The sequence below is a fragment of the Legionella norrlandica genome, assembly GCF_000770585.1.
Lineage (GTDB): Bacteria > Pseudomonadota > Gammaproteobacteria > Legionellales > Legionellaceae > Legionella > Legionella norrlandica.
Window position 1 is genome coordinate 1 of the sequence record NZ_JNCF01000071.1, and the last position, 13,621, is coordinate 13,621.

Genomic DNA, 13,621 nt, shown 5'->3' on the forward strand with positions numbered 1-13,621 from the left:
GGCTAGTACAAACTAAACGCATCTAATTTTTTTGAATGCAAATTATTTCATTTTTACCCACTTGCCGTGCTTTATGCACGGCACCCATACGATCTTATATCGAAATAAGCACTAGATTCCGCGCAGAAAGCCTTTTACTGAGTACTAACGCTCAATTTCACCTCAATATTACCCCGCACTGCATTGGAATAAGGACAAACTTCATGAGCTTTGGCTACCAATGCTTCAGCGTCGTTCTGATTTAAACCAGTGATATGGGCATGTAATGCGACCCCCAATTTAAAACTCTGCTCTGGAGTAGCATATAAAGAGACATCAGAAGTCATGGTGGCATCCTTCAAGGGAATTTTTTGCGTTCTGGCCACATGACGAATGGCGTTCTCAAAACAAGCAGCATAGCCCGAAGCAAATAATTGCTCTGGATTAGTAGCTCCACCTTGTCCCCCCAATTCTTTGGGTATTGCCAAAGCCAGCTTTAGTAACCCATCGGTAGTTTCCACATGACCGTTTCGTCCACCATTAGCTTTGGCAGTGGTTGTATAGAGCACTTTCATAATTTTATCCCCCTTAAAGTGATACCGCGACGACTTACATTATTTAGAATTTTCTGGTTTGTCAAATAGATAAGAAAGATAGTGAAAAAAGATTTCCTTCAAGATGTCAAATACCTTGTGTGCCTTTTTATAACTATAAGGGGTTATATTTAAGCTTAATGGATTTTTAATTCCTCTTTTAAATAATCTAATAACTGAGACTCAGAGAAATGGATCAAATCCTTGTCTATATTATGTGCGATTGATTGTTTGACTTGTTTATTGATGTGCTTTTGTAAAAGACCATTCATATGTGGCGGCGCAACCAAGATGAGTTTTTCATAAGCATGAACAGCATTATCATGCTCAAGAATCTTGGCAATTTCTTTAGAAAAATTTTCAATTTGTATTTCTTTTGGATCAGATTCTTGGGAATAAGTTCCATGGGCTGGTGACGTTGATTTATAGCGTCCCGGTTTATCAGAGGTAATTTCTATATCCTTTAATTTATTCTCAGGATGTTGTATTTCATTGATTAATGATATCTTGTTTTTAGTATATTCATAGAAACGGCAAGTAGTTGAATCAAGAACTAATAGCCATGTTGTGTGATGCTCTTTCATTGGGTTCGCAAGATTAGCCATAGTTTTCTCCTTAAATTGTTCTTTTATTCCATTAAAATTCTGAGGACAGCAGAAAAATTAACCATATAAATTGGGAGTCTTAAGTAATTTTAGACTATAGAGAATAATTATCAAATGAAACCGTTTTCTTTAAATCAAGCTCCTTTGAAACAGCCATCAAACCAACGTTATGTTGTAAATTACAGCAAGTCATTGAAAAATATAAATATATAATTGACTAACTGAAACGAATTCATTAGCATTACGCCTGTCGAAGCATGTAGGTCAAAAGCAGTTGAATAGACAACTAAAATTAGGAGTAGTTCTATGAAAAAGCATAATGACAAATCTGTACAAATGAATAGTTGTGAAGCATGTGGTATGATGTCATTTCCTCCGCTCTTCAAAAAAGAAGAAAAGACAACTATCACTGCGAATCCTGCTCAAAATACCACCCTTGGCTCAGCAAATGAAAACTCTCAACACGAAACAATGAGTTGCCCAGGATGTGGAATGATGTCATTCAGACCAGCGAACCGCTAATTCCTATTTATAAAATTCTTACTCTATGGATTTACCAAAACTCGGCCTGTCTCTTATGCCAGAGCAAGATTACATGGATGCTTCGCGTCCATTATTTGAATCGGGAGATGTTGATATCATAGAATGGAGTTTTGATATGTGTTGGGGAAGAAAAATTCCTCAACCATGTCTGGATTTATTAACGAAGTATTCTTCTCAAGGTTGTTTGTTAGGTCATGGAGTAAGCTTCTCAATACTTACAGCAAAACGTACGAAACGTCAGGAGTTGTGGCTACAGTATTTACAAAATGAAGTCAACCAATTGAATTATCAAAGAATATCGGAGCATTTTGGTTTCTTATCAACTAACACATTCATTCAAGGGCCTCCTCTTTCAATGCCTTTTATACCTGAAATGCTGGAGGTTGGCATAAAAAATTTACAACAGATTAAACAAATTGCAAAAATTCCTATCGGTCTAGAAAATTTGGGGTTTGCTTTTTGTAAACAAGATGTTATTGAGCAAGGTAAATTTCTTACCGCTTTACTTGAAGCAGTTGATGGCTTTTTGCTTTTAGATATCCATAACATATATTGCCATATGATAAACTTCGATATGTCTTTAGATGAAATATTAGATTCTTTACCTTTAGATAGAGCAAAAGAAATGCATATTTCGGGAGGCTCTTTCCGCTCTATTGAGCAGAATAATCGGAATATATATTGTGATAGCCATGACGCTGCTATCCCACAAGATTTATTCTTGTTGCTTGAAAAGAATTTATCTCGTTTTTCTCAAATAGATTCTCTTATTTTTGAACGATTGGGCAACACATTATCCAATCATTATGAAGCAGCCCAATTTCGTGAGGATTTTATGACTTTAAAATCTTTAATACGCAGGTGAGTCATGGATTCCAAAAATGATCAATTAATGGCATTTCAAGAATTTCTTTTGGAGACACTATACACTTGCATGGATGTCCAAGAAATTAAACAACGATTAATATCCTATCCAGAGAATTATGATTTATTGCTTTGGTTAAAACATTTAGATCCTGAGATGGTTGAAGTCGCTGCAAGAATGGTACAGCATTGGGGAATAAAAAAAGAGGACACCTATTGAACCTGAGGAGTTACGAATTTCTTAATAATTGGTTAATTTTAGTCCATTATAATTATAACAAGGTATTTTCCATATGAGGTTATCCTATGAAAGATTTCATCATTATTGGGGGAGGTCCAGTAGGTTTATATTGGGCTGCAAGGCTTGCACAAATTAAAAAAGAATTAGCAGCTCCTATCAATATTGTAGTGATTGACCCAAGATCAGGAGATTACCGTCGCGAAAGAATCGTATCCAATGAGGCAATAAAATCAATAAGCTCCATGCTCTCCATTAAGATGCCTTCTGGAAAAGATATACCTAGCGAGGCCATGTATATCAGAGAATTTGAGAAAGCATTATATGAATATTGTGAAGAGAAAGGAGTAATATTTAAAAAAGGAACCTTTTCTCAGTTAGACCATGACTCTTTGACCTATAAAGATATTGATGAAGAGCCTCATAAACTCAAGTGTGATATGATTATTGATTGTTCTGGTAGTAATCGCGTGGTTCTAAAGGAAACTAATCGCTTATTAGAAACAGCAATTTTTAAAATAAAGCCTTTGGGCAAAAACCCGCATACCAATCATTTTTCTTGCTACCTGTCATTAAAAACTGAAGAGGCAATGAAACTTCGCGCCCCTGAAGAGATAAGCCCTTTAGTACAAGCTAAACAATTATGTAAATTACGACAAAAATACGGCTGGCCTAATTTTTCATTCCCAGATGTTGATATCCGTTCTGCTAAAAAGGAGGATGGTGGCTTTAATTATTTTATTTATTATGAAGTACCAGATAATTTAAAAAACCTTAACAAGGAGGTGCAAATTGAATTTCTTAAAGATCTGCTACAGTTAAAATACGGTTTCAGAGAGATCGACTTTACAATTAATTCTTTTGGCCATTTTCAGGTATGTCCTCACTATGTAGAGCAACCATTTTATCAATGCAAAGAATTACCTGTTATCCTCCCAGGCGGAGATTGTCAAATTGAACCTGATTACCGTAAAGGAATTGGAATAGAAAGCGGGATAGTACGTGCTGATTTTTTCTTAAATACAGCCTCCTCCAATAGTAAAGGTCTAGAATTTTCATTTGAAAATTATTATGTTAATGTGGCTCAGTACATGAATTACCATGGTTCTCTCATTAATCAATTTTATCGCCAAAGACAAGATAACATTAATACTACTTCACTTGAGCAAGCGAGGAAAATTCTCTGTGCTGCATCTAAGATAGTTGAAGAACAAGATGATATGACTGCCATTGCAAGCGAGTTAAAACTATTAGGTAATGAGCTTTTTAATAAGCCCAATTATGATGGTGCTTTAGAATGCTATCTTACTGCAACTCATTTGCATAAGGCCTTGGATACAATACCCACAATGGATTTTATTACTTTGCATGCCAATGCCTGCCAAGCCTGTTTAAAATTAAAAGAATACATGAAATGCGTTAATTTAGCTGATGAAGGAATTAAAATTTGTATGGAAAATAATCTCAATAATCAGGCAATTTTTTTCAAATTATTATTCCGTAAAGCCTCAGCACTGTCTGAAATTATTAATAAACTCAATGTGAGTACTCAAAAAGAAGAAATAGATACTTTCCTGAAAGATCTTATCAAAACCCATGAACTTATGAAGGAAAACTCAGGAGAAAGTAATACAGCCTTTGTTAATCAAATCCACTCTAAAATTGATGGCATAACCAGTAAACTTTCTCAAACGATCGGAGAACCTAGGAATATAGATAAATATCCTACGTAACTTTTTCGAAATTCGCTATAAGGAGAGCTACAAAGTGAGAGCTATATTGCCATAACATATGGTTGTCCCAACTCTCTTGTCTGGTTCTTGAGTGAGAAGTTATAAAAGCTTTCTCTCATCTCGTCAAACTTAATTTCTTCTTTGTAAAACCCATGTAATTGATAAGCTGTCAATAGTGAGCTGGCAGCCAATAACCCAACGCCTACTACTGGAACTGCAGCAATCACTGCTACCGAAGCTATCATAAGTATCATGCCTAATATAGCTTGATTAAAACTAACACTTTCGAAAGCTCTCATAATAAAAGAATAATTTATTTTATCTATGTGAATTGCTAAAGAGGCTTCCTGAAGAACCTGATTAGATCTTAATAACCGTTGATCAAGTAGCTTGGCATTTTGATTCTCACGACTATTATTAAAAAGGAGTGCCAGGTTTTGTACGCGTTTCAATTGTATATGCAAATAATGAAGATATTGTTTATTCTGTTCTTTTCCTTCTTGAATTTCTCGTATTTTTTCGCGTAAAAAATATTCTGTTCGACGCTTTCGGTTTAAGATATTTTTCAAAGTAGAATAATTTAGTGTTTCATCAAACTTATCTCTTAGTAGATTGTTTTCCATCGTTTGAATTGGCGACGCCCAAAATAAAGAATTCTTTTCCCATGTGTGATTATAAAAAACTTTAGCCGTTCTTTTTGACACTACTTTTTCAGGATCTCCGGTGCTTATTAAGCGAATTGGAGGCAGTGAAATTCCAGAGAAAATAGGAAATGCTTTTGTCGCCTTACTATACGTAAATTGATCCTTAATTTTATCCGTTATAATTTTATGGCGCTGTAATAGATCCAGGGAATAATCTTTGCAAGTATAAGATTGACTACTATCCAAACCTTTCCATGTCAGATCCATAGTGATGTGAAAAGGTTTTAACCGAGGCTCCTTTCTATCCGCTGCCGCTTTTGCTTTTTCAGCGATATAACGAGTATGACCACTAGGTTCTATACCTTTATTTGTCAGTTCACGATTAAGTTCTTCAATTACTTCTTGTTGAGTTTTCAGTGTTTTTTCATAATCATTCTTTATAGCAATAAATTGCTCCTGAGTGACCTCAAAACTAATACCGTGGAGCCCATTTCCATCCAGTTCATGCATCACCTCATGCTTTAAAACACCATGACCACCCTGTAAATCAACGTTCAAACCTAAAAATTGTTTTACAATTTTTATAATTGGGTTAGTGGTAGTGCTTGGTTGACTATAGTAACCAATGCTATCGATCACTCCAATGGGTGATTGCTCATCTTTTTGAGAAGAAAAAATTAAATGACCATGTCCAAATGGATTTGCTCCTGCTTCAGCCCCCATCACACAGTAAGTCACATAATATTTGGGAAAACTCATATTAACCTATCATATATTGCTTAAATCTAATTCAATCTATTCTTGCAGATCGCTTGGTGATCCATTTTAGCACACAATTATTTATTTTGAATCTAATTTGTAAAAAAATTAACTCTTTAAATGCGTGCATTATTTTCAAGACTAGTTCAAATTGATTACTTACAGATTTTAAATTTCCCAACAAAATCCTATATAATAATCGCCATCAATTTATTGTTTATGGTTAGAGGACGAATTTGAGTTTAACCTCTCATCATTTAGGAAAAATTTTATGACCAATTTTACATACTTGGATAATATCTTAGAAATGGACTTCTCCCAAATGCGAAGGAAGCCAGTCTTAGAGGGGATGACTGCAACAGACGAAGCAATTTCCTATTTTATTGACAATTTTAATAGTTTTTTCGCCCAATTTAAGAAACGTCCTTCTGAAAAAGATTTAGCAACTTATCGTGTTTATCTTGAAAAGATTCTTTTACAAATTAATAAAAGTGAATATGAGTATTTTTTAAGCTGTTATTCAACTCAATATAGCGATTTATCCGAGAAAGAAATTCAGAACATGGCTCACTCTAATTGTCTTCGCTCTATAAAAGACATTCCAACCCGAATACAGTACTGGGCAAGAGCTAAAACATGGGGTGACTCAATAAGAAACCCTCAAGAGCATAAGAAGGCAATTGACAGCTTAAATCAATGGTCAAAATGGATATATGCTAATACTGGAGTGTTTTTCCAGTGCCCTGCTCAGGGAGATATAGAAAAAGACTCTAATCAAAATCCTGATCAGTTACCTAAGATAAATTGGTAATACTGAATGTTTTATGACTTCAGGAATTATAATTTAATGCCTATTGGGAGGAAATTTTTCTTTTCCATTTGATGAGAAGATAATAGCTCTGGAGTGCGCGGAAGGGAGACTTTCTTCTCTCTCCCTTCCTACGTACGACTTCATTTTACTCATGTTCTTTTTACGGTGTATTACGAGAAGGACTTGGGTTACTTTGGGGGTCCTCTGTATGGCGGTCGATTTCTTTCTGCAGGTTCTTTTTAGAAAGACCTTCTGATACCCCTTTCCCTATCATTCCCGCAGAGATTACTGTTTTTGCTGTGTCATTTGTCTGTTGAACTGTTGCCACCAAAACGGGTAGAGCGGATGTGAGATTCGATGCAACCCCTGCTCCTGCGACGAGGAACGATGCCCCTGTTAATCCAATAGTTATTTTTTCATCCGTAGAAAAAGGAACACGATACATCAAATAATTATAAGCACCATTAATAATTGTCGTTCCAGAAGCAGCAGCACCAGTCACTACTGCGGTTCCTCCCAGTGCAAGCGCTGCAGGACCTGTAGCTACGGGTCCAGTTGGATTTATAAAGCTTGCGACAGCACAACCTGTAGCCAGCACACCGCATGTGAGACTTGTTATACCTAACCCTAGTGTTGTTAATTTACGAGCCATTTGTGATTTTGTTTGCCCGGCGGTAGGGAGATCGAAGCTGAGGTTATTTTTATGTTGAAAACAACCTTCTACTGCCTTCAATTCATTGAGGATTTTGGGAATATACTTACCGTTCTCGCCACGTATCAAGTAACCACTTTTATCCAGTTCTTTAACTGATGCGACAATCTCTTTATATAAACTTTTAACTTCCTTTCTCAGCCTGCCAGCATCAGCGGTGGTGTGGTTATCTAACGTACCACCATTACTCAAGAAATCCAGAGAGTATTTTTCCAGGCACTTTCCTAACTGCGTTATACACAAATCAATTTCTTGACATATACGTTGTGCTTGCAGATCTTGCCGCGAAGAGTTATCGTTTTTATAAATTTCATGGAAGTGGCGTTTGAACTTATCTAAATTATCAATAGCACCCATCTCAGCAATCTTTGAAATGACTTGTAAATTAAGTAAATCTACATATTCCTTCAAACCCTTCAGTTTTTCTTTTTCCTCTTTTGGAGCTTTATCTATCGCTTCATCCAACTGGTGCTTTAAATAGGAAAATAAATTTTCATTTCCTTCGATTTTTAAGCTCTGTCTGATTCCGGTAGAAACCTCGTTTGCTTTACCTGGCACTTTTAGTGCAATATTAGGGGAACTTCGACCCGTAGAAGGAACAACATGTTGCATAGTCCAAGTACCTGGATCTGTCACCTTATCTTTCGAAATCTTGCTATCAGGGTTGTAGCGTTTTATTACATCAACGATATCACCAAGTTCTTTTATCAATTTCTCTTGGTACTCTCTCATGTGAATTTTATTCTGTTCATCTAACTTGGAAAAATCTATTTTGATATTCTTAGCCATCTCGGTTCCTTTGTCTGTGAATGATATGTATAATTATAGTTCATAATGGAATAATAAATATCAAACAAAGAAAGAAATTAAAGAAAGGAACGTATTGCCTTATAGATCTTTACTAGACAACCTGCTTAAGATATATAAATCTGGGCAATTAGATCCTGCTGTATATCAAGAATTATTAGTAATGAGAGCATCAACGATTGACCGGTTATCAGCTAGCTCGCGTCTCATTAGCACTTATTGTGGCTTAGGACATGATTGCCACAGAAAAAACCGCAGTCGACTAAAGTGAAATGTCTCGTGGATCACACAGCTTAAAGCGCTATTGTCAGTTTGGGATCAATATGCGGGAAAACCTAAAATATCGATTAACGATGCCTCTAATGCAGTTTTTGGCCATTAGGCACGTGGGGGTCTGTTGTTACCAAGCTGATAGCCCCATTAGCATCAGAAAATCCAACCAGTAAAAATTGCGAAATGAAGCCCGCAATATTGCGTTCACCTAAATTCACACATCCTACCACTGATCGCCCTAGTAGAGACTCAGGAGTATAATGTACTGTTACTTGGGCAGACGTTTGCAGAACGCCTATTTCCTCACCAAAATCAACCCAAACTTTATAGGAAGGTTTTTTTGCACGTGGGAATTCTTCGACTTTCACTACAGTTCCAGAACGTAAATCTACTTTTTCAAATTCATCATAAGTAATCGTCATAACATAATCCTGATTAGGCCTCAATCAAAGGTTCCAATTGAAACTCAGGTACCAGACTTTTTAATAAAACTAACAACTCATCGTCCTGATGTTCCACACAAGCTGTCTGTATCATGCGCATGGTTTGGGTTAAATCATTCCAATCTAACTCTCGGAATTTTGCTTTGAATAATTTTTCATGTTGAGTTGACGTCAATTGTTCACTTTCATGAAATAATTCTTCATACATTTTTTCACCAGGCCGTAACCTGTGTATTCGATCAGGATATCTTTACCGGGTTCTTTACCTGCCAAGCGGATCATTTGCTCTGCCAAGTAACTGATTTTAATGGTTCACCCATATCCAGAACAAAAATTTCACCACCTTCACCATTGACCATCGCTTGCAAGATCAACTGACATGCTTCAGGTATGGTCATAAAATATCGTTGCATATCCGGGTGTGTGACTGTTAGCGGACCACCCTCTTGCAACTGTTTTTGAAATAAAGGCACCACGCTTCCAGCAGAACCAAGCACATTACCAAAACGAACCGTTATAAACTGCGTATTGACTCGGGTGTTCAGATTCTGACAATAGATTTCAGCTACTCGTTTGGTAGTTCCCATAATATTGGTTGGATTCACTGCCTTATCGGTGGAAATTAAAATGAATTTCTCTGCATTACAGGCTAGGCTAGCCCTGGCAATAATCTGAGTACCTATAACATTATTCAATACAGCAACCCGTACTTGATCCTGCAGCATGGGGACATGTTTATACGCAGCAGCATGAAATACCACTTCAGGTTGAAAGCGACGAAATAAATGATTAATTGCTACTTCATCGGTGATACTAATTAAACCCAATTCAACAGGAATGCCGGGGAAATTTTTCAGTAATTCCTGTTCAATTCGGTACAGATTGAACTCACTATTCTCTATTATTGCAATGCTTGCGGGCTCCAGAGCCATCACTTGGCGACATAATTCAGAACCAATAGAACCTCCTCCGCCTGTAATCAAGACACGCCTTCCCGAAATAGAACGAGCAATTTTTTCCCATTCAAGAGTTACCTGATCTCTTCCTAACAAATCCTCTATATTCACTGGCCTTAAGGCATTAACTTCTACTCGACCCGCAGCCAAAGCTGAAATGCTAGGCAATGTACTAAAAGGAACATGGCACTGTTCACAAAGGGTTACAATTCTTCGCATAGTCGCTGATCTAGCAGAAGGGATAGCTATAAAAATCAAATCTACTAGGTATTCATTAACTAACTCTGCAATTTGCTTGGTAGTTCCCAATACACGTATCCCATGGACTTCCAATCCTCGCTTACTAATATTGTCGTCAATAAATCCTATAGGCTGGTAAAGGCTGCTTCTTCTCAAATCCCGCACCAATCCTTCACCAGCCTGTCCTGCACCAACAATCAGCACTCTTTTTGCTTCTTCAGAGCCACTTCCTCTGCCGGGTTTATCCCAACGCAGACGAATCATTAATCGACCTCCGCAAAGAATAGTCGCTAAAATAATGCAATATAAAGGAAATACTGATCTGGGAAGGGACTGGAGAATTGAAGTCCAATAAAAAACAGGAATTACCAACACCATAGCAGTGATCGTAGCTTTTAATATTCTCATAACATCATTAAGAGATGAAAAACGCCACAATCCCCTGTAAATTTTAAAATAATAATAACAACTAATCTGAACAACAGATAATAAGCCCAATGCAATAAAAGAAGAGGTAGAAGTCAGATTACTAGGATAGGGTTGCATATTGTATCGCAACCAGAAAGCAGCATACCAAGCAATCGGAATTGCAGTCACATCAAATAAAATTACTGGTAGTTTTGCAATGATTTTTTTGAACAATATAATTATTTTTTGCATTATAAAAACCACAGTTTTAATCCTTTATTAAAGGAAGGATGGTACACTATGTTGAACTTGCACGCATCAAAAATTAGCAAACAATTCATACCGATATTGTGAGTCAGCATTATTAGTAGAAAATATTTTTTTCAATTGATATTCTTTATGATTAATAAGTAATGGTTTTAAACAAAAATCGCTTGGGGTATAGGTTACTTTCCCCTTCTCTATTAGAGAAGTCAAAATAACCACCTGCGGCTTCTTTTCTAAAATCTGATGACAAAACAATTCATACCTTTCTTCATCAGGAAATTGAGCCATTGACGCATTATTTAAACAATATGAGTCAATAAAGTTGAAATTACTTAAAAATGGGATCAAACCAGAATCCCCTAAGACTACTTTATCCTTTCTCTGTACATGATGATTTAGCCACTGAACAACACTTTTTCGTAATTTCTCACCTTGTACTGGATTCTGACTAAAATAGCGATATTCTTCAAGCGACATGCGAGGTATAAAAAGTAATGCCACAAAAAAAGCACTCACATATAATGCCAAAAGAAAGAAATTATCTCTATTTTTGAAATATTGTAATAATATGAGCTCTATTCCCTGCAAAGTTAGAGGCAATAGAAGAGCAAACGCTGGCATATAGAACCGATTATCAAATGCGACAACAGGATCAGCATCCCAAAGCATTAAGAGGTACATGATGCTGGGTAGCCATAAAAAATAATGTCGTTTATCTTTCCCGGAAAAGCAGGCAGGTAAAGCCAGAATAGCAAAAGGCCAGATTAATTTTAGATAATTGAGATCCAACAAATAAGGAGTTCCATGAAACCCTTTACAATAGACAGAGTTAGGAAGCAATAATCCATAATAATGCCAACGCCAAAAAAAATAGGGTAAGTATACCAAGACTATTGTAGCACCAAAAAAAACTACTCCTTTCCAATGTTTCTTTAGCAATAATTTATTTTGATCCCAGCTGATTAAAACAAAAAAAAGAAGCATGAATACTGGCGCTTCAGGCCTGGTCATTCCTGCTAACGAAAGTAACAACCCTGAGGTGACAAAACCACTTATTTTCTGCTCACCTCGAGCATTAGGATAAAAAAGATAACCCAGTCCACGAAAAGCAAAATAGACAGAACCAATGATGAGGGATTGATGAATAGTCGTTTCAAAACCACTTACTGCCCAAATAATTTGGCCTTTGTATAATAAAAGCCATATACAGGGAATAAGAGACTCACGTTTACTAAACCAAAATCTACTGATAAAAAAAACAAAAATACAGGTGGCAACCAATCCAACAAATCCTGCGATTTTTAAGGAAAGTACAGGATTAATCTTTAGAAGAATAGATAAGGCACCCAATACTACAAAACTAAAATTGGAATAGCCCTCAACTGGCTTCTCATTCAGATTCCACAATAAGCCATCTCCTGCAGCCCAATTTCTGGCATAGCGCAAAGAAATATACATATCATCTATCGTGAAAGGCCAGATAGCATAGATTTGCAAAATCAGCAAATATCCTAGTAAAAGGGTAACTACGCTATATCCAAGATAACGCCATTTTGGATTCATCAAGTCAAAGCCATAAAAGTCAAAACAGCAAAACACATAAGATTAATACGAGACAGTCTGTCACTTAAAAAAACATTGACTGGATCATCGTTCTGTTTCTCCTGATTAGCGAGCCAAGCAAAACGCCATAAAGCAAACGCAGCAAAAGGCAAAGTCAAAAGGAAAAAAAACGATTCATCTCTTGCATAAACAGTGTAAAACAGGTAGGTGATAAAGCAGGCTATTCCAGTAGCAATAATAAATTTTTGCAGGAAATCAGGTTTATATCTTCGCAAAACTTTTCGGGTAGAATTTTTCAGCCCCAATTGCATTTCTAACTGTCTTTTATTTAAAGCGATAAACAAACTAAGTAATGTAGCAGCCACAATCAACCATGCCGATATACCTAAATCAATTCCTACCGTTCCAGCGAGCACTCTCAGCATAAATCCCAGAGCAATACAGCCTACATCGAATATCGGGATTAACTTTAAAAGATGGTTATACGCAAGATTTATCAGTAAATACAAAGTTAATATAAGCACTAATTTTTTTGAAATGAGCCACCCCAGGGTTAACCCGATAATCATCAATAACAACATAATGACAATCGCATCAAATATGGCTATTTGTTCACTGGCAATTGGCCTGCTGCACTTATAAGGATGCAAACTATCTTCTACTTTGTCTTGAATGTCATTATAAATATACACAGCGCTTGAAATAAGACAGAAAGAAAATGCGGCGATTAATGATGGAAATAAGTACCCTGGAACTGGAGTATAAAAAAAACCGAGCATAACAAAAACTGCTTTACTCCAGTGCGAAACACGAAGAAGCGAGAAATACTGATATAACTTATTCATGGAACTTATCCTGATGATTTTATTCGCTAATTCCACCATATAAATCTTCCCTTTTCGTATTAGTTCCACTCCTCCTTTTCCTACGTCCCGCGGCTTGATCCTGAGATCCTCACCCTTTAAAATAGAAGAAATCATTTGGAACCCAGAAAAAACAGTGTCATTTTTGTACAGAAGGTTTTAACTGCTTTTTCTAGTTTGAATCAACACATTAAGATTAACATGTCTAACCTTAGGCTAAAAGGTCTTAGCATCGTTTTTGATAAGGCAATAGTATTTTTAGTAATTCTTCAAAAGCTATAAGCATTTTTTGCATTATAAAATCAATCCAAATTTAAAAA

12 protein-coding genes and 1 pseudogene are annotated in these 13,621 nt (G+C 36.3%); 5 read left to right on the plus strand and 8 right to left on the minus strand.

Annotated elements, in window-relative coordinates:
* Positions 1–134: 134 nt before the first annotated feature.
* Positions 135–554 (minus strand): organic hydroperoxide resistance protein, encoded by a 420-nt coding sequence (locus OK13_RS12010; RefSeq protein WP_035891094.1) that lies wholly within the window; start codon positions 552–554, stop codon positions 135–137.
* A gap of 155 nt (positions 555–709) precedes the next feature.
* Positions 710–1,177, minus strand: coding sequence for a host attachment protein (locus OK13_RS12015; RefSeq protein WP_241480559.1), 468 nt, complete (start codon positions 1,175–1,177; stop codon positions 710–712).
* 306 nt (positions 1,178–1,483) lie between these two features.
* Here OK13_RS12015 and OK13_RS12020 point away from each other — a divergent pair, with 306 nt between their 5' ends.
* The 4 genes from OK13_RS12020 (at position 1,484) to OK13_RS12035 (ending at position 4,555) form a co-directional block, all read left to right on the plus strand.
* Entirely contained in the window at positions 1,484–1,699 is a 216-nt protein-coding gene (locus tag OK13_RS12020; RefSeq protein ID WP_035891096.1) for a hypothetical protein, read from the plus strand.
* Between the two features lie 25 nt (positions 1,700–1,724).
* Entirely contained in the window at positions 1,725–2,585 is an 861-nt protein-coding gene (locus OK13_RS12025) for a multinuclear nonheme iron-dependent oxidase (protein WP_081964927.1), read from the plus strand.
* 3 nt (positions 2,586–2,588) lie between these two features.
* A complete protein-coding gene (locus OK13_RS12030) occupies positions 2,589–2,804 on the plus strand; it encodes a hypothetical protein (protein ID WP_035891099.1) in 216 nt (71 codons plus the stop codon).
* A gap of 86 nt (positions 2,805–2,890) precedes the next feature.
* A complete protein-coding gene (locus tag OK13_RS12035; RefSeq protein WP_052117678.1) occupies positions 2,891–4,555 on the plus strand; it encodes an NAD(P)/FAD-dependent oxidoreductase in 1,665 nt (554 codons plus the stop codon).
* A 41-nt stretch (positions 4,556–4,596) separates the two neighbouring features.
* Here the strand turns inward: OK13_RS12035 and OK13_RS12040 are convergent, their stop codons facing one another.
* A complete protein-coding gene (locus OK13_RS12040) occupies positions 4,597–5,958 on the minus strand; it encodes a hypothetical protein (protein ID WP_152571695.1) in 1,362 nt (453 codons plus the stop codon).
* 271 nt (positions 5,959–6,229) lie between these two features.
* On the opposite strand from OK13_RS12040, the gene OK13_RS12045 reads away from it, so the two are divergent.
* The gene (locus tag OK13_RS12045) at positions 6,230–6,769 is read left to right on the plus strand and encodes a hypothetical protein (RefSeq protein WP_035891103.1); all 540 of its coding nucleotides are present in this window, start codon (positions 6,230–6,232) and stop codon (positions 6,767–6,769) included.
* Between the two features lie 160 nt (positions 6,770–6,929).
* Here OK13_RS12045 and OK13_RS12050 read toward each other — a convergent pair whose 3' ends face one another.
* From OK13_RS12050 to OK13_RS12070, 5 genes and pseudogenes are all read right to left on the minus strand, one after another.
* A complete protein-coding gene (locus OK13_RS12050; protein WP_035891105.1) occupies positions 6,930–8,270 on the minus strand; it encodes a hypothetical protein in 1,341 nt (446 codons plus the stop codon).
* Positions 8,271–8,647: 377 nt separating this feature from the next.
* Positions 8,648–8,983 (minus strand): tRNA-binding protein, encoded by a 336-nt coding sequence (locus OK13_RS12055; protein WP_035891108.1) that lies wholly within the window; start codon positions 8,981–8,983, stop codon positions 8,648–8,650.
* Positions 8,984–8,996: 13 nt separating this feature from the next.
* A pseudogene (locus OK13_RS12060) lies at positions 8,997–10,872 on the minus strand (polysaccharide biosynthesis protein).
* Positions 10,873–10,926: 54 nt separating this feature from the next.
* Positions 10,927–12,438, minus strand: coding sequence for a hypothetical protein (locus OK13_RS12065; protein WP_035891110.1), 1,512 nt, complete (start codon positions 12,436–12,438; stop codon positions 10,927–10,929).
* Entirely contained in the window at positions 12,438–13,322 is an 885-nt protein-coding gene (locus OK13_RS12070; RefSeq protein WP_035891116.1) for a decaprenyl-phosphate phosphoribosyltransferase, read from the minus strand. Before OK13_RS12070 ends, OK13_RS12065 begins: the two co-directional genes overlap by 1 nt.
* Positions 13,323–13,621: the final 299 nt, after the last annotated feature.